The organism is Leptospira perolatii, from assembly GCF_002811875.1.
Lineage (GTDB): Bacteria > Spirochaetota > Leptospiria > Leptospirales > Leptospiraceae > Leptospira_B > Leptospira_B perolatii.
In genome coordinates this window covers 22,403-45,860 of record NZ_NPDZ01000002.1, presented here as the reverse complement: position 1 = coordinate 45,860, position 23,458 = coordinate 22,403, and the positions used below count along the sequence as shown (strand labels likewise).

Sequence of the window (23,458 nt, the reverse complement as noted above, 5' to 3'; positions counted from 1 at the left end):
TAAGTCGTCCTGCCGGACAACACAGGACTACTTTGTAATGAAACTTTCGTTTCGTATTATAACTTTATCCCTGCCAATCTTTATGCTCAAAGCCAAGCTCTAAATAATCAGTTTTAAAATTCTTCCGACAAAGTTGCGCAACCGAAGTGTTCCATCTCTTGAGCGGATAATCCCGAACCATAATAACAAGTGCTTTCCAAAAATGTTTTTGTACCGGATCTACTATCGTTGCCATAGGAAAATTTATCGGTAGGAAATTCTGCCGAGAGTTTTGCAGTTGTAGAAGAATAGCAGCTGGGTTCGTTCGCAGACGAATCACTCGCTAAGTTTAACAACAATACAATATCTCCAAGGCGTTTAGATTGCTCCAAACTTCCTGCTGACGACGAGCTGAAATCATGCTCATTAAATTTCAGAAAATTTAAAATGTACTTTTTAGATTCGATTAGTAAATCCGGCACCGGATAAACCTTGATACGCGCCAAGCTCGACGACTCATTAAATAAAGTAGTAACCGAGGGATTTTTCAACCTTGCCCGGATAAAATCAGCAGTATTTAAACACGAAGGACCAATTTCTTGAGCTACCGTCAGGGCCCTTTGGTATTTTCGAGCCGCGATATCCAGATTCTCTTCGGTTGTTAATCCGACTACAGATTCTTTTTTACAGTCTCCTTTAGAAATCGGCAAAAGACTTGCTTGGTATTCGTTCGAATTTGACGTCTTTAAGACTATCGCACAGTTCCCTAAGGCTTGGTCGATAAATAACGTTAGTAACTCCGAATTATCCGGCTTAGTATTCTTTACGCATGACATTAAACAGATAAAAGTAATTGGAACGACAATCCAATGTTTATACTGGCTCATCAATATCTCCTAGGAAGCGATACGATGATTCTGGTCTAAGATTTCGGATTCGTCGTCCATCCGGACAACATAGGACCACTTGGTAAGGAATATTTCGTTTCGAATTTTTACTTTGTCCCTGATCAGTCCTTTGCATACAATACTGAGCCGTTTGAATTCAGGGGAGCTGGATGAATATTCTCATGGGTGCTTAGAGGTTAAGATTGAATCAATTGAATAAAAGGCAAAGGAATCGCAGCATCAGTTATTTGAGTACATTACGATTTTATCATACCGGATTTGCGCTGCTCCCAAAAACTGTGAAGAATCCTGTAGATAAAAAAAGAGCGGAAACATGATGTCCCGCTCTGGAATAATCTGGTGCAAATACATTATATACGACTTCGGAACCTTTTTTTATCTTACAGAAAAAATTCAGGGAATACCAAGATTTTTTAAAAATAATTTATTTCCAAACCTAAAGAAAGCATTCGTTCGAAAATGCCCCACCCTCGTGGGCGGGGGCCGGAGCGAAGCGGTGGTACTCCCCTTGCCACGAAAAGACATTCCTGTCTATAGGAATTTATTCCTTAAGAGACTGTAGGAGCTCCTACGGAAAAGCAGTTCCGGCCACCTTTTGGGGCTTGGAGAGTCATTCGATCTCGTCTGATTGTATTTCCTGAGTAGGATAATCCAATAGTCGAATTTCCGGATTTTTTTTCTGGAAGTAGCCTTTTTCCCATTCGGACTCGAACAAAAGCGCAGATCTCTTTAAGCTATCTTGAACCAGATTGGATCCGGTCGGCACCTTAGGTACATCTTCTTCGGGCAGCCAGCAAGAAACTTGGTACGGTAGGATATTAATATTCGTAGGAGCTCCATATTCATCTAATAGTCTTCTACGAAATACTTCGAACTGCAACTGCCCCATTGCACCGATCACTGGAAGACCTCCGCCGATCACCTGGGAGCTGAATAAGTGTAAGATTCCTTCTTCTGCTAGTTGCTCGATTCCTTTTCTAAAACTTTTAAGTGAGCCAGTTTCTGTGCAGGAAAGAGTTCCGAAAATTTCGGGAGCAAAGACTGGCAGTGGTTTTAAATCAGGCACTTTGCCAGAAGATAAGATATCTCCGATTGCAAACGTTCCTGGATTGACCAAACCTATGATATCTCCCGGAAATGCCTCATCTACTGTATTCCTGTCTTGTCCAAAGAACGCAAAAGAGGAAGAAAGCTTCACCTGTTTCCCGAGTCTTCCGTGATTCACGGTTAGCCCCCTTTCGAACTTTCCAGAGCATACTCTGAGGAATGCAATTCGATCTCTGTGCGCCTTATTCATGTTAGCTTGTACCTTAAATACAAAACCGCTGAACCCGGTCCGAACCGGATCTAATTTTCCGCCGTGATCCAAAGGAAAGTACAAAGGTGGAGGCGCAATCTGTAGGAAATGATCCAAGAAAAGCTGAATTCCGAAATTATTTACCGCGGATCCGAAGAATACCGGAGTGATCTTAGATTCTAAAAATGCTTCCAGCGAAAAGTCACCAATTCCGCCTTCGACTAGTTCTATCTCTTCGCGAAAAGATTTCAAGACCCAATCTTCGAACATGGAATCCAAACTCGGGTCGTCCACACCGGAGCTTTGAAATGCAGATTTGGAAGATCCGCCTGGAGTCTTGTCATAAGTATAAATTTTTTTGTCTAAGCGGTTATAAACTCCGCTAAAATCCACTCCTGTTCCGATCGGCCAAACCATCGGAATCGCGGTGATCCCAAGTACGTTTTCAATTTCGTCTAAAAGAGAAAATAGAGTTTTGGTCGGACGATCCATCTTGTTCACAAACGTAACGATAGGAATTCCTCTATCGCGGCATACTTTGAACAATTTGATGGTTTGCGGTTCGACTCCCTTTCCTGCGTCTAGAACCATCACAGCAGTATCAGCTGCAATCAAGGTACGATATGTATCTTCGGAAAAGTCCTCGTGGCCAGGAGTATCAAGTAGGTTTAAAACATGTCCCTTGTATTCGAATTGTAGCGCGGCTGATGTAATGGAGATCCCTTTTTCTTTTTCCATTTCCATCCAATCGGAGGTCGCTGCTTTTCTGTTTTTACGTGCCTTTACTGCTCCAGCGAGTTGTATCGCACCTCCGTACAAGAGTAGTTTTTCGGTAAGTGTCGTTTTCCCTGCGTCCGGGTGCGCTATAATTGCGAAGGTCCTCCTACGCTTGGTCTCCGCCTCCACGGTTTTCTGTGCTTGTCCTAAAGCTGTTTCCGACACAGTTCAAAATCTCCTCTTTGAATACGTTTTCGCGGTGCCTAACCTTGTCAGCCGGAAAACCCGGGCCAGATTTTCGTTAAAACGCATAGGATTTATTATCCATTCGTATTAGTTCAGTAAAACGATCGTAACCTATTTCAGGCAAACTCGTCGTCGTTTTGCAATTTATCAAACGAATCGTCACCTCCGCTTAACCGGCAGAAGATTCGATGAATATAGACTGCTTTTTTCCCCGGAAAAACACTTTGAGGGGGGTTACCCCCTTTCCTTTTTGCTACAAGATTCTATCTCACTTTTAAAAACCCTTCCGTCCTTATTCTTAAATCCAATCGAGTAGATACAAAATCCGCCGATCGAAGATATCTGCATTTGCGATTACAAAAGCTTCCTCGGGGTTTTACGGTTGTCTAAAGCTCTATTCGTTTGTTTACTGGACGAGAAGGATATGAGTTCTCTAAAAATAAAACATCTTATCTCTTGGAAAGACTGGAGCGACGAGGAGATTCTGGATCTCCTGAATTTTGCGATCCATGTAAAGAACCATCGAGCCAATTACCTAGGACATATGACCGGTAGAACTTTGGCAATGCTCTTCCAAAAGACTTCCACAAGAACTAGGGTTTCCTTCGAAGTAGCGATGACAGAAATGGGTGGAAACGCGATCTACCTGGATTGGATGTCTTCGAACTTTCAGCTTTCAGATATAGACTTAGAGGCCGAATACCTTTCTAGAAACGTTTCCATTATCATGGCTAGAATGAGGAAGCACGAGGACCTACTGCAGTTACGAAGTGGTTCTCAGGTGCCAGTCATCAACGGGTGCTGTAATATGTTCCACCCTTGCCAATCGCTTGCTGATATACTGACCATTGCGCTGGACAATCCAAAACCTCTGTCACAGTTAAAATTAACTTATATAGGAGTTCATAATAATGTTGTGAACTCCCTAATCGGAATTACAGCAGCAATCGGAATGCACCTAACGCTTGTTACTCCGATTGCAGAAAAGGTAAACATCGACGAAGAAACAGTTACCCGTGCGCAAAAAAAGGGAACTCTATCTTGGGAAACAAATTTGCACCAGGCAATTGGCGACGCTGACTATATCTACACTGATACTTGGGTAGACATGGAATTCTTCAACGATCCGAATTTTGCAGAAAAGAAAAAAGAAAGAATGGAGCTCATGATGCCTTACCAAATCAATGAGTCTCTACTTTCTAAGACTAAGGCAAAAGTTATGCACGATATGCCGATTCATTCAGGATACGAAATCACTCGCGAAGCAGTCCGTAATCCGCGGTCCATTATTTTCCAACAAGCCGAGAATCGGCTCGATGCGCAAAAAGCAGTGATTTTGCAATTGTTGGAAGTTTAAGACGCTTTCGAGCGGATGCATTTAAGTCAATGTTTTCCTCCGGTCTAAAAATCCGTTGCCGGGAGGGAAAACTCAAAAAACCCTGTATTTAATCAGCCAGTTCGGCTTCTAAATTCGGCAAAAAGGTATTTCTATGTCCAAATTGACCCATCCCCAGGAAGCGCTCTTCCAAGGAGAGAAACCCTTCCCCATCATCCCGTCTTGCGAACATTTTGCAGGTTCAGAAAAGCTAATCACCAAAGCTCTAGAGCTACAAAACAAACTAGGCGGCCTCTTCGACATCACTATGGATTGCGAGGATGGAGCTCAAACAGGTAAAGAAAAAGAACACGCAGAGATGATCGTTCGGATCCAAAAATCCGAATTGAACAAGCATAAGATGAGCGGTGTTCGCATCCATGATCATAGCAATGCATTCTGGAAGCAAGATGTCGATATCATCGTTCCTGGTGCTGGAGAAATTATCGCTTACATCACAATTCCAAAGCCAACCAAAGCGGCTCAAGTGGAAGAAATGATCACTTACATCCAAAAGGCTGCTCAAAAAGCAGGAATTAAGCGTGAAATTCCGATTCACGTATTAGTAGAAACTCATGGCGCACTTGCAGAAGTAGAAAAAATTGCGGCGCTCCCTTGGATGCAAGTCTTAGATTTTGGATTGATGGACTTTATTTCGGGGCACCATGGCGCAATTCCAGCTTCTTGTATGAAGAGCCCAGGACAGTTCGATCACGAGTTGCTTCGTAGAGCAAAATCTACAATGGTCGCGACTGCATTGGCCCACGGAGTAATCCCTGCACACAACGTAACTCTTGACCTGAAAAACCAATACCAAACTTACAAGGACGCAAAGCGCGCACACGACGATTTCGGCTTTTTGAGAATGTGGTCAATCTATCCAACTCAAATCCAAGCGATCTTAGATGCGATGTCACCAGACTTTAGCGAGGTCCAAGACTCTGCGGAAATCCTAATCAAAGCGCAAGATGTTGATTGGGGTCCAATCCAGCACGCGGGAGATCTCCACGACCGTGCGACTTACCGTTATTTCTGGGAAGTATTACAAAAAGCGAAACTTTCCGGGATTGCTATTCCAGAAGAAGCAAACAAGCGTTTCTTCTCTTAATCCAGTTTATAAAAAAGGGTGATCCACCGATCACCCTTTCTCTTCGATGAAAGAACAAACTCTAACTTTTGTTCCTTCAAATCTGTCCTTTCAAAAAAATCTTACTTACTGAATCTCTCGTTTAATTTGCCGATCAGTTCCCTGAGGCTGCGATCCATATAATCCCAGGCTTTTTTGCTCATCGGCTCAAGAGGCATCTTCTTTTGAAGCTGCTTGAATCGATCAAAAGATTCTCTAGCATAATCCAAAAATCTTCTAGGAGTGATACCGAGACGGTCAAACTGTGTTTCATTTTCATTGAATAGGGCTGCAATTTTGCCACGATACTCGCCTTCTAAAAAATAGAATCGAATATCGTCCATTGACTCTTCAATTGCTCTAAAAATCTTAGATCCCGGTCCTACAGTCGGCGGCTCCGGTTCTGTCACAGGTTGAATCAAGGGTGGTTGGACACGGACCACATGACTCGCATGTTTATTATCTTCCCTTTTCAGGAATGCCTGTAGCTTCTCTCTCTTCAAGATATCAGGCAAAAGGCTTTTCTTCTTTTCGGTCACTTGAATTCGAACCCTTTTCTTTCAGTTTGCCTTTGAGACATACGAAGCAATCTTAGATGCCGGATCGTTCATGTCCAGAAATTTCTAAACTTCCTTCGATTCTTAAAAAAGGAATTAACATACTTCTACCACAGTTTTGGACTTCACTTTCCAAGTCTTAGTTCCCTATAAAAATTAACGCGACTCTTCCTTCAACTTTCTTAAAGCACAATTAGGCAACCAGTCACACCTAAGACAAAAAGGATCCTCTGTATTAAAAGTTGGAGGAGGACAAAGATTTGTATCCTTTGCTTGTAATTTGGAAAGTATCTTTTCCTGCTCACTCTTATCTTTGGTCTCTCTCAATATTCCAAGCAAGTCGCGATTTTTTCGGATCTGCTCTTCAAAGGGATCCTCCAATTTCTTTCTGACTTCTTTGGGCCTATCTTCTTCTTGACGAATAAAATGTGGTTTTGGTAACGAAGCCTTTCGATCAAATAAAACGTAGAAGGCACTAATTCCGAAAACAGCACCTCCTAGATGTCCTGAATTGCTTACTGGGAAAGGCGCGAATTGAATGGACCAATGGCCTACTATGCTTAAGTAGCTAATCATATCGAACAAGTAGCCAAAACCGATCAGTACCCAAGCAGCATTCTTTGCTTTTACAGGAGGGAATGCAAATTTAGCTTCCGGAAACATTAGCCCGAAGACAGCAAGTACTCCGAACACTCCTCCACTCGCTCCGATCGTAATCGTTCGATAACTATCCCAGACTGAATCAGGCGCGACGATTCCTAGGAAGTGCCCCGAATAAGCGAAAAGCACTACACAGATCCCTCCTCCTAGTTGAGCAATCAGGTACAAAGCAAGAAATTTCCATTCATTCATGTACCTGCAAATCCAGAAACCTAGAGTATAAAGTCCGAGCATATTCATCCCGATGTGAAAAAACTTCATCAGAAAGTCGCCTGACACATTGTGGAGGAAGCCGTAAGTAAAAACCTGCCAGAACATTTTTCTTTCGATCACAAGACTTGGGTTCAGTCCAAAATAATAATTAATAACTCCCCTGCCACCTTCCAAAAGGAGCAAAATCCAAACGCTAACATTCACGATTAGAACTAGGTTTAGGGGATGCAGCACGGAAAGCCCGAATAGTTTAGGGGTCTTTCCGTAAATTCTCTTTGCCATAATGGTATGATTAGCGGAACTGGCAGAAGAGTCAAGTAGGCAAAGCCGGGGCTGGGAGAGCCCCGGTTCGTCCTCATCCCCCGGGAGAGGGTGGATGATTTCAATCACATAGTAATAATCGTAGAAAAAGGTGGTCCGCTTTAGTCTCCCGGACTTAAAAATGTAGTATGGATAGAGAAAATTTGCGCCCTATTTTTTGGGAAGGCAGTCAGCTTCGTCTTTTGGATCAGAGACAGATCCCAGGAAAAAAAGAATGGTTTATTGCAAAAACGGCAGATGAAACGATTTTTGCAATCCGCGAAATGGTAGTTCGGGGAGCTCCTGCAATCGCCATTACCGGGTTATTCGGAGTTGTTCTAGAGTTAAAGAACATAAAATCCAAGCCGGATTATTCCGAATTAGAATCGATCACTACTAGAATCCTGAATTCCCGACCGACCGCGGTAAATCTGCGGACAGCGCTCCAGGAATTCCATAGTCTTTTAACAAAAGAATTCTTCGAATCCAATGAATTCGGCTTGTTCGTTCAAAAAGCAGAAGAGTTCGCAGTCAACGTTTTGGAAGAAGATATCAGAAATAATATCTCTCTGGCAAAAAACGGATTGTCTCTCTTTCCAAGTTCGCCTTCCAAAATTAGTATATTAACTCATTGTAATACTGGAGCTTTAGCTACCGGTGGACACGGTACAGCTTTAGGAGTCATTCGGTCCTTAAGAGACGCCGGACATGATTTGACTGTGTACGCAGACGAAACCAGGCCGTATCTGCAGGGCGCAAGACTTACCACATGGGAGCTCTTAGAAGAAGGAATTCCTTCCTTCCTAATTACTGATAGCACTTCCGGCTGGCTCATGTCAGATCGAAAAATAGATGCAGTAATCGTAGGTGTGGATCGCGTAGCGGCCAACGGAGATGCCGCGAACAAAGTGGGAACTTTTCCTCTAGCGATCGTTGCCAAGCACCACGGAGTACCATTTTATATTGCGGCTACTGAGAAGAGCTTCGACTTTAAGATTCGATCCGGCAAAGATATCCCGATTGAAATGAGAAGCGAGGAAGAAGTTACCAGGCTTTCTTTTCTGAAAAAATCCGATGGATCTCCTATTTTGGACTCAGGAGTAATCGCACCAAAAGAAGTTAAGGCATTGAACCCTTCCTTTGATGTGACTCCCTCGGATCTGATCACTGCATTCATTACGGAAAGAGGAATCGTTAAGCCTTCGGAAATCGGACTGGTGTTTGGAGATCTTGCCTTAGAGCAGGCAAGGCGTTAACCTAAAGCTATTTAGCGACCTTGACAGCAACCATCGCGGCCTTGTCTTGGCCTGGATGAAACTTCATCATAAAAGCAGATTGGAACTTTTCTACTTTTTCTAACTGCCTTCTATATTTGATAATGCTTCCAGGGTATGCTCCCTTTCTCACTACTAGGTGAACTTCGCCCGGATGAAACCTGGCTGCCTTAAGAGTTTCAATTTTTTGTCTTAGTGCTTCCAGAAATTTATTCTTTTGATTATAATCTTCGAATACTTTTCTGTAAGCCTCTTTCTTTTCTTCCGGAAGGGCGGCTCTTGATCTCTGCACTAGTTGTTTGATTTGCTGTATCTTCGGAATGATTTTCTCCATTTCCTTTTCGGCGGCTTGTAATCTCTTTACGAGATCTTGGAGAATTCTATCATTCTGATAATGAAATCCTAATTCAACAGTCGTATCCAGCTCTGCTTGGGAACCCAGACTGGCACAGGTCAAACCGTTAAAGGCGGTGACAGTGGAAGTTACCAAGTTTCCGCTCGATCCATTTAGAAGTACTGTTCCCAGACAGTGGATTTTCGAATTCAAAATGGATCCTTCTACAATCACATCTCCTTCCACTTCTATCTCACAGTTCTCAATGAACTTCGCAGTCAGGTTCCCGTGGACCTTGATTACTTGCTTTCCATCCCCTTTGATTCCGCCGCTTACTTCCAAATCTGCACCAACGGCGAGATCAGTGGATTCGGCATTTCCTTTAACAATCAAGCTGCCTTGAGTGTGGACTGAAGATCCCGGTTCTATATCGCCTTTTACGATTACGTTTCCGTCATAGCTGACGTTCCCTGTTCCCAAACCTACGTTCGAATCGATTTGAAGTTCTTGCGATACAGTCAAAGAGGATTCAGTGGAAAATACTGCACCATTTGTGTTGGCATAATATTCCTTGAGGGGTTTGTCCTCTTGAATCACTACCTTCTCAACAACGTTTTTTCCAATGGTGAGCTTAGGTCTTTTTATCGAAGGCGGCGCAATCGGTTTCCCGAAAACATCCATCCCGGCTTTTCCAGGAATTCCTTCAAATAAGGTAGCTAACTTTTCGCCCACCTTGACGTAGATATAGCGATCTATGTTTCTAAAGTCGGCGCTTCCATCTTCCTTAATCTTTACCCTTTGGGCTTGAGGATGATAAAATTTCAACCAACCGTCCTCTCCTTTTGTGGGAGGAAATCCCTTGGCGACCGTAAAGGACAAGGGAGAGAAATCCATTCTCGTAGTATTTGCCTGTAATTTCTTGAGGGCTTGATAAATATCATCGGAAAGAATTCTCTCCAAAGATATGTCTCGATCGTGTAGGTATTCCAAAATTACACTAGTAGTTAGTGCTCTGCCCTTGATCATTCCTGGACGAATGCTTAAATCGGCTTCAAGATTGTCCCCATCGATTTTGAGGGAAAAGACGCTATCCCAACTAACTTCTTGTTCCGGGACTCCGGGGGTGCCTGCGCTCTTATCTGTACTCACAACCATTCTACCATATTAACAATCGGCATCTACGTTTCCTTGCACCGTTTTTAAAAATTGCAAGGCTCTTTGTTCCTGGATATATAGTCCCTAATCCCGCCAAACCCAAGCTTTTAATTTCACGTTCTGCGAAACTGCAACCCCATCCTACCTTCTTATTAAGACTTCGCTTCCAGTCAGCTAACAAAAAAACGTGGTCGTTTAATAATTAGAGAATAGTGTCCCTGACATTAAGGACGGATATTTTTCAAAAAAATCAACACAAGGATTTTCTGCGATTTGCTTTTTTCAGAAAAAAACCCCAGATTCTAGCCAAAGGAAGCACCTCAGGGAGCTGAGTATAATACGGAAGGTGATCTCCGTGTGTAATTAATTTACTAGGTAAATACATGGAACGGACAGAGAATTTTTCTGTATTTAAGGCAAAATAAAGCGATTCGGACTCTTTTGGAGAAATCACCGAATCATCCGAGCCGTGCAAGAACGCAATTGGAGTCCGCCAATTTTGTAAGAAATTCGCGGGCGAGCTCCGGAAGATAAAACCTTCGGGAAGTGAGGAAATTATTTTTTGCGCGATTTCTACCCTATAATTCGAATCACTCCTGATTTTTTCAATAAACTCTCTTTCCTTGCTTTCAAGATCTGAATAGATTTTACTCCCTTTTTTCTCATCTTCCGTCCTGCGAAGACCGTCATCTAGAGCCGTTTCAAAAAAGTATTCCCGCAATCGGTGCGTACTCGGAATTATAGTCTGAATATAATTGAAAAGTAATACAGAAACTGCGTATTCGTCTCTTTCGAAATTTTCGATTACGAAGGGCAAAGTTTTTCCAAAATCTGAATAAGTTCCGACCAAGAATGTAGCATTCAGCCAGTTCTGCTCCTCCGGCTGAGATAAGGCGACCATTCCCATTCCAGCCGAAAAACTCGCGGAGAAATAGGAAATGCTCGATTCCTCTATTTTGCAGATCGACTTGAACGCGGATCGAATTCTCAAAATCGTATCATAAGTAATCGTTAACGCTTTTACTTCCGGCAATTCTGGAAGGTATACCGTAAATCCTGAGTTGTACAAATGCTTGCACAGAGCAAGGATTCTCAGATCTTCGATTCCCCATGCGCTCATACCGTGTTGCACATAAATCACCGGCGCATCCGACCCCTGATGAAATACTTTAGTCTTCAATTCGAGTCCGATATCCAAACTTAAACCAATCAACTCAGGCTTTGGACTGGGGAGCTGAATAATATCAGCATATTTTAATAAAAACGGAATTCCCTTTAGAGTATATAAATTCATGAAAGTATCGGTTCGAAGAAAGGTAAGAGATTGTCGAGCCTCCTACAAGAATAGACGGAAAGATTAATATTTCTTCATTAAAAGAATTAAATACACTCTTCCTAGATATTCTTTCGCATCATTGTCTTTTAAGAAATAAATCAGAATGTACTGTCTAAAATGTTCCAAGTCAACGGAAACTAACTTATTGTTCAATCCCTCCGGAGGAAGAATGTCGATTTGAAATCTGCCCAATTTCATTTCAGAGATCAGCTCCGCGCAGATATGGTTTGCAAATTCGAGCATGATAGAAGCCGCATGACTTCGGATTGTCGGATCTATATCGAAGGACTTCGCGATTTTCGGCAAAAGTTTGAGCTTTGTATAACCATCCATCGCGAAGAAAACTTTCCCAGTTGCCTCTCCCTGGAACTCTACGAGAGTACAATTTTCATAGCACAAACCTTCGTTTTTAGAAGGACCGAAAGCTTCCCGAACTGCCTTTACGGAAATAGTTTTCTCAATGTATTCCGGAAAGATCTGAGAGATTGTCAGGATAAACTTTTCATCTAAAAGCGGATCTAGGTCTAGAGACATACCAATCGATTGACTCCTTCTTCCTCGGACTTTGCAAGCGCTTCCTTTGCTCTTCCTTCCCAATTAAGATCTTCAGGATTTCTCCTGACCGAAGCTCCAATATTTATGTAAGTTCCAGGAAATTTTTGGTCCAGGAACTCCATCAAATCGGGTAATTCTTTTTGGAATCTCAGCCAGACTTGTGTACTCAAAATTATAGCTAGTCTAGTTTCTTTGAGACGAAAGAGCTTAAAGTCCATTCCATATTTTTGCGCACACCAAAATTTTAGATTCGAAAACACAGAAGCTAAATGTCTTGAGTCTCCAAACTCCACGAGTGCGATTATATCTTCGTTTGACCCGATTTCTCGGCTCTTCTCTACCGATTTATAAAATGAAAGTGCCGAACCAAATCCAGTTTCCGGATCTTGCAAATAATGAGCTAAATACAAATCTTCCGTAAGCTGCTCTAGCTTCGGTCTAAGTTTTTGCAAAGAGAGTTCTGCTCCAAAATTCCAACTTGACCAGACTTCTCCAAAGATAAGTCCATCATACTCTAGGCTCCAAGTCATTCCTTCCGAGTTGTCATGACTGATACTCGCATCGGAAAACACCAAGAGTCCCCCCTGCTTGGATGCAGCCAGAACAAGAGAATTTTTCGAATCGTAAAGATACACTTCCCATTTCTGACTAGAATCGTCTCCTAATCCGGAAAGAAAATTTCGGACTGCCTCATAGCATCTACCTTGAATCGGCATCGCAAAACGAGATCTCTTTGCGCCAGAGTTTAAGTCTGAGATGTTGCGATCCTTAGAAAGCGGGAGATCCTTCTCTTCTATGATTTCCTTACTTGCATTCGATCTAGGTAGGTTCTGATTCTCCGATTGTGAGTGGCCTTGAATCGAATCGACTCTTAGATCATTTGTTTCTTTTTTTTCTATATGAATCCGTACTACAAAGCCGAACAGACATAGTAAGCCAAAGGATACAATACCAAGGGCCAAGGTCTGCTGGTCCCACCAAATCGTATATTCCGCTTTTGCCAGAATTAGGATTGGGGGAATCTGAAAAAAATCTGCGAAAAATTGCATTTTCCCGGACTCCGTTCCGTTATTATATGTAACGGGCGGATTAGCTCTTCGCTCAATTGATTTTTCCATGAAACTCTACTCAGAACTCGCAGAATATTACTTCGATATCGAGAGACCGGCCCGAAAATTCGATCAAGAAACGCAATTCTTAGACCGCCTGTTCAGAAAGTATAGAATCAAAAGCTTTTTAGATCTTGGATGCGGAACAGGGGAACACGTCACCCATTTACAAGCGTTAGGCTACCGACCCAAGGGAGTAGATTCTTCGGCAAAAATGATCGAGGTTGCAAAGAAGAGATATGCTCATTGCAAATTCGATGTCGGAACAATGCAGTCCTATCGATCCGAGGAACAGTGGGATGGAATCATCAGCTTATTCGGATCCTTCAACTATCTCCTCTCCAACGAGGAAGTGAACATGGCGCTCAAGAAAATCGAGATGAACTTGAAGCCGGCCGGAATCGCAGTCTTAGAAATATGGAATGCGGAACCCCTTAGAAAGATCAAACGAAAACCGATTGGTCCGGTCACACAAATCAAATCTAAAGCCACGGCGATTCAGAGAAATCGTGGATTTCGCTTAATACGCGCCGACCAATCTACCGTGGTCGAAGTTAACTACGTTTATAGCTTGAATTCCAAAGAAATTAAGGACAAACATTTGATGAGAGCTTTCTTTCTTTCCGAATTTCAGAAAATACTAGCTGCGCATAGATTAGAAATTTTGAACGTTTATTCCAACTTTAACGAGATGAAATTTAGAAGCAATGCGAGCAGGATGATACTTGTTCTGAAGAAAAAAAGTACCTAAAACTAACCCGACTAGAGGATCCAATGGCAGAAAATTACGATGTGACTGTGATCGGCGGGGGACCTGGCGGATATGTTGCCGCGATTCGCGCCTCCCAACTCGGAATGAATGTTTGCATCGTGGAAAAGGAAAAGCTAGGAGGCGTTTGCCTCAACTGGGGCTGCATTCCTACAAAAGCGCTTTTGGAATCCGCGCATCTTTTAGAAACGCTGAAAAAGGCTGACTCCTTTGGTCTCAAAGCTGGTGAAATTAAATTCGATTTTTCTAAAGTAATTAGTCGCTCTAGGGATGTCGCGGACTCGATGGCAAACGGGGTAGACTTTCTTATGAAAAAGAATAAGATCTCGGTCAAAAAAGGAGCGGCTACTTTTAAAGACAAAAATACGATTTGGCTTCCGGACACCTCCAAGGAGGAGATTCGCTCTGAATTTTTTATCCTAGCTACAGGCGCCAGGCCCAGAGAGTTACCGGGCTTGCATTTTGACGGTAAAACAGTTCTATCCAGTAAGCACGCAATGATTCAGGAATCTGTTCCTGAATCAATGGCAATCGTAGGAGCTGGAGCTATCGGAGTAGAATTCGCTGACTTCTATGCGAGCATGGGTACCAAGGTCACATTAATCGAAATGCTCGATTCTATTCTACCTTTAGAAGATTTAGAAATTTCTAAAATACTACTCCGATCCTTTCAAAAAAGAAACATCCAAGTGCTCACTGGTGTCAGTGTATCAGAACCGAATCTTTCCGAAAAAGAAGTTTCTCTTTTGCTCAAGGGTACTGGAATCGATCTTAAAGGTGAAAGACGAAATTTTTCGAGGGTACTCGTCGCGATAGGAGTGGTCCCAAACTCTTCTGATATGCACTTGGAGGAAATCGGAGTCTTTCTGCAAAAGGGATTCATCAAGGTGGATTCCAAACTAAAAAGCAGTGTACCGAATATCTACGCGATCGGCGATTGTATCGGGCCTCCTCTATTGGCCCACGTTGCTTCCATGGAAGGGATCAAAGCCGCAGAAGCAATCTCTATTCAAAAAGGAAATCCGCATGGTCTTGTATTCGAACCTATAGACTATCAGAAAATCCCGGCTTGTACTTACTGTCATCCTGAAGTTGCATCTGTAGGATGGAAAGAAGACGAAGCAATAAAATCAGGACGCGAAATCTCAGTTGGCAAGTTTCCATTTCTTGCAAACGGTCGAGCCAAAGCGATTGGTGACACGGAAGGTATGGTGAAAATTATTTCTGATAAGCGAAGTGGAGAAATTTTGGGAGCCCATATCATTGGGCCTAGTGCGACCGAAATATTAGGAGAAATCAATTTAGGAATCGGAGCCGAATTGACCCTTCACGATATCGCGGGTAGAATTCATGCTCACCCTACTCTTTCAGAAAGTATTATGGAAGCCGCTGCACAAAGCTTAGGCGAAGCGATTAATATTTAAAAGGCCGCTCTTAGGGCCGCTGATTAAGCTTAGGATTCGATTTTTCCGGAGAAAAGAATATCTACCTTATTCACTATGAACTCGGACGGTAGATTGGAATTTAGAGTTAGCATAGTCGGATCTATATCGTGGAATTTTCCAGTAGCTTCGTCAAAAAAGTGATAATGATCGTCAATATTGCTATCGTACACAGATTTTCCTAGACAAGAAAATTTGAATTCTCTTAACAATCCGGACGAAACCAGAACGTTCAGAGTGTTATAAACAGTCGCGAGACTCATCTTAAAAGAGCGGCTGTCTACCCATTCCTTGACCTCTTCTGCAGTTGGGTGATCCGCCTCACAGAGAACATACTGGCAAATCGAGATTCTCTGCATGGTCGGCTGGATCGAAACGGATTTTAATCGCTTTTCGATCTCATCTGGGGTGAGACAGTATTTATTACGTTTAGGAAGCAGGTTCATTTCCGGTCAAGGTCGGCATTCCGACCCCTCTTATTTATCAGACGGTTTGGGGAAAAAGAAAATAAAGGAAAATCCTGAATTCAGCTCTATTCCTAAGTAGAGCTTGGGGATTAGATAGAATTTCGCAACTAAAAACCCTGAGAAAAAACCCGGCACGAGCGGGTTTTTACTTTGAAAGCGATATTCTTTCCGTTAGTCTGACCAAAATTCTGGTAAAACCTGGGAACAATGAGAAAACAACTCTTAACCTCTATACTATTCCTCTCACTATTGTCGCCGGCATTTCTGTCGGCTGAAGCGGATCTGAAAGAAAAGGCGAAGGACTTGCTCGTGCAAACCGAAGATTCTTCGACCCAAGAAAGCCATGAAAATGGAGAGGTCCAACCGACCGAACAACCCAGTGCTCATCATGGCGCCTTGGGAGACGAGCTACCGTATTGGTCAGTAATTCCATTTATACTGATCCTATTGAGCATAGCATTGCTACCGCTCATATCTCATACCACTTCTCATTGGTGGGAAAGTAATACGAATAAATTGATTCTTTCCCTGGCTCTTGGGTGTCTATCTCTCGGAGTACTTCTATCCTACGGCTGGTATGCAAAAATTTACCATACAATGGTTTTTGAATATATCCCATTCATAATATTGTTGGGAACTCTATTCTATATATCCGGAGGAATCGTCCTAAGCGGAGATATAGAAGCAACTCCGGTCAATAACACGATTTTCTTAACCATAGGAACTTTCTTGGCTTCGTTTATCGGAACAACCGGAGCTTCGATGCTCTTGATTCGTCCGATTTTGAATACGAATTCTGAAAGGAAACATGTTGTTCACACGGTTATCTTTTTTATATTCCTTGTTTCTAATATTGGCGGTTCCTTAACTCCCCTCGGAGATCCACCTCTATTCTTAGGCTACCTACAAGGAGTGCCTTTTACCTGGACATTCAAACTATTGCCAGAAATGCTTTTTGCCTCGGTCCTCTTGCTTGCTATCTACTTTGCTTGGGACACGATCATGTACAAGAAAGAGACCCAAAAAGCACTGAAGGTCGACCATGCAAAGAGACAACCGATTGGAATCGAAGGACAGTCCAACTTGATCTGGCTTTTCGGAGTTGTTCTCTGCGTTGCATTCTTAAATGAAAATTATATTCCCGCGATCAAAGAATATCCTTACATTGCTTTCGTTCGGGAAGGAATACTATTACTGCTGATCCTTCTTTCCAAACTGACTTCGGATATCAAGCTACGAGAAAAAAACAAATTCACTCTTCACCCAATCCAAGAAGTAGCGTATTTGTTCATCGGAATTTTCTTAACGATGATTCCAGCACTGATTCTTTTGGAACATCATGGAAAAGAGCTTGGAGTCACTGAGCCTTGGCAATTTTTCTGGGTAACCGGTCTATTCTCCGGAGTTCTGGATAATGCGCCGACTTATCTCACATTCGTCTCTCTCGCGAAGGGATTCTTGGGTTATACCGATATGCATCAGATCCTTGGTGATCCGATCGCCGAGACTTTATTAAAAGCGATTTCGGTTGGGGCCGTGTTCATGGGTGCTCTGACCTATATCGGGAACGCACCTAACTTTATGGTAAAATCGGTAGCGGAAGAGAATAAAATAAAGATGCCTAGCTTCGGAGGCTATGTTCTTTATACCTTATGCCTACTAATCCCGACCTTCATCCTGATTACTTTTATTTTCTTTTTGAAATATTAGAAGGTTACTGAAAAGCGTCTTCGAGATTACTCGGAGGCGTTTTTCTCAGGTGGGATCGGGGAAAATACTACCGAATGTATCTTTCTCGGTTTGGAAGTGGCATCCTGGGATCCGATCTGGGGATCTGAAACGTCCTCTACATAAAGGATTTCTGCTTTTGTACTATTTGCCGGTTTGTACATCAGCGCCTGTTTTACCCAGTCGTATAACGACAAAGAATAATCGATAACTGTTAGCGCAGCTTGAAACGGAATAAACCTGGACTTGCTTACGGGCTTTACCTCTCTTTCCTGAGCTGCCAATATCCATTTATACATTCTTACAGATCGGTTCATTCCTTTCAAAAGATCCCAATCCAGTTTTGCCTGGGGCATATTTGCATCCGTCTGCAGAAAATTCACTCTTACCGGGATATTCTTTCCGAGAGACTCTTTCAAAGCGCCAGATAATTGCAGATCGAAGCTCTCTTCGTCCAGGTAGGCGATTTCATTGCAAGTAGAGAAAACCGTTTCACATAGGTCCCCGTAATTTTTGTGAGAAAAGTAGACCATTACTATGTTTCCGGTTCCCGGATGATAGAGTACTTTTGCGTTGTACTCATTAGTATGCCGGTAATAAATCGCTCGATATATGCGTTGGAATACGTTCCAACCGACAAGGCCTACATCTTTTAACAATGGTGGTTCTGGGAATTCCAAACCTCGAATCGCGATATATAGTTTTTCGACGGCGACACGGCCACCTCGTTTAGAAATTTCTAATAGAAAGACTCGAATGTCTTCGAACTCATCATCGCCCAATTTAAGCGGTTTTGCGTTCGTCTCGATGAGCACTTTTCCCACGTTTTCGGACATGAGTCTTTTGATCTCAGAGGTTCCGCCCTTTTCTTCGATCTCGGCCAATGTGTATTTAATGCAATCCGAGTCATTGCAGGATACTTGCTCTTCTCTTCGATCGACTCCGAAATAACCCGAAGGCAGAACCGAACTATCTTCGGATTTCTTGGATTGCGATTCTATCTCGGAAATAAATCCGAGCGTAAGAAAGGAAAAACAGACAGCTTGCAGTAAAAGGAAGGATCTCATTCGATCCGGATTCTCACGAAACTTCGTCTCTGTAATCCATCACAAGATACATTAGAGTTTCATTATCCGTGGGATTAATATATTCGTGAGGAACATCCGCACGAAAGTAGACGGAATCTTTTGGCTCTAATTCCACTACTTTCTCTCCGACACGAAGTCTTAGTTTACCGGTGACTACTACGATATTTTCGGTGGTGCCGGACTGGTGTGGCTCGGCTACTTCAATGCCTCCGGGCTTTAGGATCAATTCGTAGAATTCTACTCTTCTATTCCCCAAAAACGGAAACAATGCGCGACTGGAAAATACTTTCGAACTGGAATATAAAACCTTGGTGTTCTCTGCTTTTAAGACTAAAATTCCGTCCGTGCTCTTTTCTTTTAATAAATCGCTAAAAGGCACATTTAATCCGTTCGCGATTTTCCAAAGAACTGCTATGGTCGGAACGCTCTTGCCCTGTTCGATTTGGGAAAGCATGGCCCTACTCACACCACATCTCGAAGCCAATTTGTCCAGGGAGAGGCCCTTGGTATGTCGGATTAATTTGAGATTTTCTTTTACGACTTCGGTGATATGCTCGCTGGAAACAACCTCGTTCCCTTCCAGCTCCTCGGCTCCAGCCTGACTCATACTCTGTTTCATCCAATATAACGGAAGAAGTGTCAATCTAAATTCACAAAAAACCCGGGACACAAGAGAACACTGTGCTATTTTGGAGTTAATCCAGGTTCGCTGGGGAGAATGATTCAGTGACGAAGTTACGACAGAGCCCATTGCCTACCTCCCAAATCAAAATCCATTACCGCGGAAATTTCCTTTTATTGGCCGAAAAACCTGCCGGAATTCCGGTGCATGCTACCCTGGACCAAAATCGACAAAACTTCGCCGACCTTTTGCAAGAACAGGAGAACCTAACTTACCTCAGACTGGTCAATCGACTCGATCTGGAGACCAGCGGTCTTGTGTTATTTTGCACCGAGCCGGAGAGAAACAAAGAAGCCGATGAGATTTTACGGCAGTCGGAGAAGATGTATCTCTGCGTAGTGGAGGGTGTTCCTTCCAAAGATGAATTCAGAGAAGAGTGCTTTCTGAAAGACGGAAAAGGCAGGGTGCAATCAGTTCGATCCGGGGGAAAAAAAGCGATCACTGAGTTCAAAGTGCTCTCCCGAAACTCAGAACAGAACCTTTCTCTTTTGGAAGCAAAATTAATTACGGGTCGAAGACACCAGATTCGATTCCAAATCTCTACCGCCGGCTTTCCGATTTTAGGAGACAAGGTCTACAATTCCAAGCCACTTCGGAAAAGCGGAATTATAGAGCGCTGCCTACTTCATTCCTATAGACTTACGTTCAGAAATGAGGAAGGAACTCTAACCAAAATCGTTTCTCCACCAAACAAAGATTTTCGACCCTACTTGCAGTTTTTTCCTGGAATATCCTTTTAATTTTCGGATTCTAGCCACTTTCATTCTTAGTCTAAGATTCCAGTAAAGAGGTCGATCCTATGTCGAATCCAATCGCATTAATTATCGGTGGTTCAGGTATGGCTGGGCAAAGCGCAATCCAGGCTTTCCAAGAGGACAGGTCCAAATCCGGTCGAGCCTGGAAAATCATAGCGACCACTTCTGGTGAATCCGAGGTGTCTGGTTCGGATCGAACACTAAAAGGAATTGCATTAGAAGATCCTAAAGAAGCAGTTCAAAAAGTTTTGAAGGAACTGCAGACCGAATCCTCAAAAGTGGACACACTCATCTACACTCCAGCAAGATCTAACTTGGGCTACCCTGTTTCCGAAACTCCCGAAAAGGATATCGTCTCGGGGTTGAAATTCTGCCTAGATCCAATGGTAGAGCTCGAGCAAAAGTTGCAACCTAGACTAACGATCGGTTACTCAGCGTATTATTACTTGCCTCACCTACTGATGTTCTACGGCTCAATGGGCTTTATCAAAAAGAAAATGGAAGAATGGGCATTAGAAAAACCTGATTCTAGAAAAATCATCCGCGCCGGAACTTTTTTTAGCCAGAGTGTCCGAGGAATTACTCTGATTTTGCAAAGACTCGCAAAATCCACTCCTCATACTGATCTAAAGAACTTGGTCGAAGAGCAAAAAAATTCCGGAAAGAAATTTCCAGAATTTTTCCTGGACTATGTAAAACAAAAAGAACAGGAAAGTTTCGGATCTAAGTTTCCGAGCCAACCATATCGAATTACAGAACCAGAAGATTTAAAGAATGCACTATTACGAATTTTAAATGGAGAAAAAGAGCCTATCGTTTCTCTCGTCGGTGCTTGGGTTTGGACCGAATCGAAGTTGCCGGAAATGCCTGCTTTTCTGAAATCACGATGACCGGATTTTTTTTAGGAAGTTCTTCCACTTTTGCAAGAACTTCCTTCGCTGAGCCGCGAATCTGAATCTCGTCTTCGGAGGTCAAATCCAAGCCTAAAAAGATTTTTCTCTCCTCACTGAGCTCTCGAAGTACTTCAGCCAAGTCGTGCAGGACCGCCTTATATCTGTAAGGTGTTTCATAGAAAACAAGAGCATGCCCCAGACGAAGGTAATCCTTGATCTGTCTTTTTCTTTCCGCCGAATCCCTAGAAAGAAACCCTCCGAAAGTAAAGGGAGAAGTTACGAATCCGGAAATACTCAGTGCGACTACCAGTGCCGCCGGGCCGGGCACGGACCGGACCTTTCCTCCACGATTCAGTACTGCCTTTACCAAATCGCGTCCTGGGTCTTCGATTCCGGGAGTCCCGCTATCACAAACCAGCACTGTTACATTATGCCGAAATACTTCGCTTAATAAAATTTGCAGCCCTGCAGAATCGGTATGTTCGTTTAATAATAAGAATTCTTTTTGGACTCCGATTTTCTTGAGTAATGGTGCTACTACTCGAGCCTCTTCTCCGATGATCAAGTCCGCCCCGGAAAGAGTCTGCTTTGCCCTTTCGCTCAAATCTTCTTGGTTTCCGATCGGGACCGAGACTAATACGAGCTCACTTCCCGATTTTGCACCTAAATTGGAGTCTGATACGGGACCGTCTTGGTTCATTTGGCTTCCGGCCTGCTTAGATAGTTTGCCATTTTTGGATAGGCTGAATCAGGGAACTTTGGGGTGGCACCTTGCCCTTGCCTCTATCTAGAAAAATGCCTTTATTGTTCGCGTGTTCCAAAAGCGGAAAATCGTTTTCAGTATCTCCGAACGCTAAATCCCACGAAAGCACCCCAGAATTTTTAAGCCTGCGAACCTTTCCCATTCCGTAAGTGAAAGGTTCCTGAATTTCGTGAGTAAGCCTCCCTCCAACTTTGGAAAGATTCATCCCGAATACACGGCTTTCCGAGATTCCCCAATATTCAGATACTTCCTGTATGATTCCTTCCGGAGAAGCAGTCACGATCCAAATTTCAGATCCAATTTTTTGCAGGCTGGATATCAGTTCTTTAATTGGAAGATAGGGCTTTATGGATTCCTGATCGCTACTAGACAGATTTTTTTTCCATAACTCGGAGGCGGTTTTTCTCAATTCGGAGTCCGACCTTCCAGAAAAAATCCAGGAGGACCAGCGATAGGCAGCTTCGAGTCCTTTTTCCTTTTGCAAAAGATCATATTCTGCCCAGACTAGATTTTTGAATTCCAGTTTGTTCGTATTTCTCAAACTCTCCAGCTTCTCCACTACTTGAGAATTCGAAAAAAAGAGCGAGAGATCTTCGATCCAAGGAACTCCTCGTAAAAGCAGTTCATTCATTACCGCTTCTCCGAAATCGTGACGAACCATCGTATTATCGAAATCGAATACTACTTTTTGAGGCTTCCCTGAAGTAATCAGGCTATTTAAGAAAGATTGAATATTAGGAGACCAGTTCTCCGCTGTTAGCTCAGACAAGAAGATTATTGCTGTACGGTTTCTTTTGCGATCGCCACCTGAGAATCACCTTCTGCCAGAAACGCAGGAAGATAATGCTCCGGATTCAATACTACGTTTTGGTAACGTACTTCGAAGTGAACGTGAGGGCCGGTCGTATGTCCTGTATTTCCGGAAAGTGCAAGTACCTGACCTTTCTTGACCTTGTCCCCTTGTTTTACGAACAAGAGAGAATTATGAGCATACAATGTCTGTATACTATTGATCTGAGGATGTTGGATCAGAACTCTTAAGCCGTAACCACCCTCTCTTTTAGAATCTAGGACCACACCATCTGCGGCAGCGATTACGATAGAACCTGTAGGACAAGCGATGTCCACACCTGCATGAAGAGCATTCCATCTCCTCCCCAATCTAGAAGTCACACGAGAATGCTTAAAACCGAGAGGCCAAATGAATTCTCTAGAATCGGAAGGGAAGATCTCTCTACCTTTATCCTCTAAAATCAGATTTCTAGTATAATTGCTGTTATATGGAAAGAAGAGAGGCTCAGTGCTGGGGATTTTTCCCGCTGCATGTATTCCATTGAGAACTCTAACTTCCAATTCGGAAGTACCATATTTTTGGTAGAGCTCATCCAAAGATTCCCGAACTCGCCCCGGAATCACCCAAATTCCTTCTCTATTCTGGTAGGTTTGTATGAACTGGTTGTCGATTTTCACTTCTTCCAAATGTGCATTTGCAAAGGAGTTGATCGAAAACAATAGCAGTACGAGTGCACATCCTCCCGCAATAGTGAAACCGGTTTTCCTTTTCATTTGGTCTTTCCTTTTTGCACTGCCAAAAAATTTCCTAAGAAACTCCAATTGTTCTTAAGATCGGCAGGGGTATTTTGAAAGTTCAGCCCATAGTTGTCGCAGAGGATGTATGGACAAGAATTTTTCTAGCAGAATGTCCCTGGAAAGTTTCTGAAATTTGAGGA

Annotated in this window: 22 protein-coding genes; 8 read left to right on the top strand and 14 right to left on the bottom strand. The window is 43.0% G+C overall.

What is annotated here, in order from left to right; translation table 11 throughout:
• Positions 1-113: 113 nt before the first annotated feature.
• Positions 114-866: a hypothetical protein gene (locus CH373_RS04085; protein WP_100714524.1), complete on the bottom strand. Its 753-nt coding sequence runs from the start codon at positions 864-866 to the stop codon at positions 114-116.
• Between the two features lie 631 nt (positions 867-1,497).
• The gene (locus CH373_RS04075) at positions 1,498-3,126 is read right to left on the bottom strand and encodes a peptide chain release factor 3 (protein WP_100714526.1); all 1,629 of its coding nucleotides are present in this window, start codon (positions 3,124-3,126) and stop codon (positions 1,498-1,500) included.
• 445 nt (positions 3,127-3,571) lie between these two features.
• Here CH373_RS04075 and CH373_RS04070 point away from each other — a divergent pair, with 445 nt between their 5' ends.
• Positions 3,572-4,504 (top strand): ornithine carbamoyltransferase, encoded by a 933-nt coding sequence (locus CH373_RS04070; protein ID WP_100714527.1) that lies wholly within the window; start codon positions 3,572-3,574, stop codon positions 4,502-4,504.
• A 133-nt stretch (positions 4,505-4,637) separates the two neighbouring features.
• Positions 4,638-5,630, top strand: a complete 993-nt coding sequence (locus tag CH373_RS04065; RefSeq protein WP_100714528.1) for an HpcH/HpaI aldolase/citrate lyase family protein — start codon at positions 4,638-4,640, stop codon at positions 5,628-5,630.
• Positions 5,631-5,731: 101 nt separating this feature from the next.
• Here the strand turns inward: CH373_RS04065 and CH373_RS04060 are convergent, their stop codons facing one another.
• The gene (locus CH373_RS04060) at positions 5,732-6,187 is read right to left on the bottom strand and encodes an LIC11177 family protein (protein WP_100714529.1); all 456 of its coding nucleotides are present in this window, start codon (positions 6,185-6,187) and stop codon (positions 5,732-5,734) included.
• A gap of 174 nt (positions 6,188-6,361) precedes the next feature.
• The gene (locus tag CH373_RS04055) at positions 6,362-7,360 is read right to left on the bottom strand and encodes a rhomboid family intramembrane serine protease (RefSeq protein ID WP_100714572.1); all 999 of its coding nucleotides are present in this window, start codon (positions 7,358-7,360) and stop codon (positions 6,362-6,364) included.
• A 167-nt stretch (positions 7,361-7,527) separates the two neighbouring features.
• Here CH373_RS04055 and mtnA point away from each other — a divergent pair, with 167 nt between their 5' ends.
• The gene (mtnA, locus tag CH373_RS04050; protein ID WP_100714530.1) at positions 7,528-8,634 is read left to right on the top strand and encodes an S-methyl-5-thioribose-1-phosphate isomerase; all 1,107 of its coding nucleotides are present in this window, start codon (positions 7,528-7,530) and stop codon (positions 8,632-8,634) included.
• Positions 8,635-8,641: 7 nt separating this feature from the next.
• On the opposite strand, the gene CH373_RS04045 is transcribed toward mtnA, so the two are convergent.
• From CH373_RS04045 to CH373_RS04030, 4 genes are all read right to left on the bottom strand, one after another.
• A complete protein-coding gene (locus CH373_RS04045; RefSeq protein WP_100714531.1) occupies positions 8,642-10,141 on the bottom strand; it encodes a DUF342 domain-containing protein in 1,500 nt (499 codons plus the stop codon).
• 250 nt (positions 10,142-10,391) lie between these two features.
• Positions 10,392-11,435, bottom strand: coding sequence for an alpha/beta hydrolase family protein (locus CH373_RS04040; RefSeq protein WP_100714532.1), 1,044 nt, complete (start codon positions 11,433-11,435; stop codon positions 10,392-10,394).
• Positions 11,436-11,498: 63 nt separating this feature from the next.
• A complete protein-coding gene (locus CH373_RS04035; RefSeq protein WP_100714533.1) occupies positions 11,499-12,011 on the bottom strand; it encodes a chemotaxis protein CheX in 513 nt (170 codons plus the stop codon).
• A complete protein-coding gene (locus CH373_RS04030; protein ID WP_125170017.1) occupies positions 12,002-13,081 on the bottom strand; it encodes a hypothetical protein in 1,080 nt (359 codons plus the stop codon). Before CH373_RS04030 ends, CH373_RS04035 begins: the two co-directional genes overlap by 10 nt.
• 67 nt (positions 13,082-13,148) lie before the next feature.
• On the opposite strand from CH373_RS04030, the gene CH373_RS04025 reads away from it, so the two are divergent.
• Positions 13,149-13,892 carry a class I SAM-dependent DNA methyltransferase gene (locus tag CH373_RS04025; protein WP_100714535.1) on the top strand — a complete coding sequence of 248 codons (744 nt, stop codon included), beginning with the start codon at positions 13,149-13,151 and terminating at the stop codon, positions 13,890-13,892.
• Between the two features lie 23 nt (positions 13,893-13,915).
• The gene (lpdA, locus tag CH373_RS04020; RefSeq protein WP_100714536.1) at positions 13,916-15,334 is read left to right on the top strand and encodes a dihydrolipoyl dehydrogenase; all 1,419 of its coding nucleotides are present in this window, start codon (positions 13,916-13,918) and stop codon (positions 15,332-15,334) included.
• A 29-nt stretch (positions 15,335-15,363) separates the two neighbouring features.
• Here lpdA and perRB read toward each other — a convergent pair whose 3' ends face one another.
• A complete protein-coding gene (gene perRB, locus CH373_RS04015) occupies positions 15,364-15,798 on the bottom strand; it encodes a peroxide-responsive transcriptional repressor PerRB (protein ID WP_100714537.1) in 435 nt (144 codons plus the stop codon).
• 228 nt (positions 15,799-16,026) lie between these two features.
• On the opposite strand from perRB, the gene CH373_RS04010 reads away from it, so the two are divergent.
• Entirely contained in the window at positions 16,027-17,529 is a 1,503-nt protein-coding gene (locus CH373_RS04010; RefSeq protein ID WP_100714538.1) for a sodium:proton antiporter, read from the top strand.
• Positions 17,530-17,555: 26 nt separating this feature from the next.
• Here CH373_RS04010 and CH373_RS04005 read toward each other — a convergent pair whose 3' ends face one another.
• Positions 17,556-18,614 carry a hypothetical protein gene (locus CH373_RS04005; RefSeq protein WP_243393248.1) on the bottom strand — a complete coding sequence of 353 codons (1,059 nt, stop codon included), beginning with the start codon at positions 18,612-18,614 and terminating at the stop codon, positions 17,556-17,558.
• A 13-nt stretch (positions 18,615-18,627) separates the two neighbouring features.
• Complete coding sequence (locus CH373_RS04000; protein WP_100714539.1) at positions 18,628-19,242, bottom strand: helix-turn-helix domain-containing protein; 615 nt, start codon at positions 19,240-19,242, stop codon at positions 18,628-18,630.
• Between the two features lie 143 nt (positions 19,243-19,385).
• Here CH373_RS04000 and CH373_RS03995 point away from each other — a divergent pair, with 143 nt between their 5' ends.
• Complete coding sequence (locus tag CH373_RS03995; RefSeq protein WP_100714540.1) at positions 19,386-20,057, top strand: RluA family pseudouridine synthase; 672 nt, start codon at positions 19,386-19,388, stop codon at positions 20,055-20,057.
• 59 nt (positions 20,058-20,116) lie between these two features.
• Positions 20,117-20,962: a hypothetical protein gene (locus tag CH373_RS03990; RefSeq protein WP_100714541.1), complete on the top strand. Its 846-nt coding sequence runs from the start codon at positions 20,117-20,119 to the stop codon at positions 20,960-20,962.
• On the opposite strand, the gene rsmI is transcribed toward CH373_RS03990, so the two are convergent.
• From rsmI to CH373_RS03975, 3 genes are read right to left on the bottom strand one after another with little or no spacing between them, the layout of a single operon-like run.
• Positions 20,883-21,665, bottom strand: a complete 783-nt coding sequence (gene rsmI / locus CH373_RS03985) for a 16S rRNA (cytidine(1402)-2'-O)-methyltransferase (RefSeq protein ID WP_100714542.1) — start codon at positions 21,663-21,665, stop codon at positions 20,883-20,885. The two genes, CH373_RS03990 and rsmI, sit on opposite strands and share 80 nt — an antisense overlap.
• A 16-nt stretch (positions 21,666-21,681) precedes the next feature.
• Entirely contained in the window at positions 21,682-22,497 is an 816-nt protein-coding gene (locus tag CH373_RS03980) for an HAD family hydrolase (protein ID WP_100714543.1), read from the bottom strand.
• 5 nt (positions 22,498-22,502) lie between these two features.
• Positions 22,503-23,294 (bottom strand): M23 family metallopeptidase, encoded by a 792-nt coding sequence (locus tag CH373_RS03975; RefSeq protein ID WP_100714544.1) that lies wholly within the window; start codon positions 23,292-23,294, stop codon positions 22,503-22,505.
• Positions 23,295-23,458 lie beyond the last annotated feature (164 nt).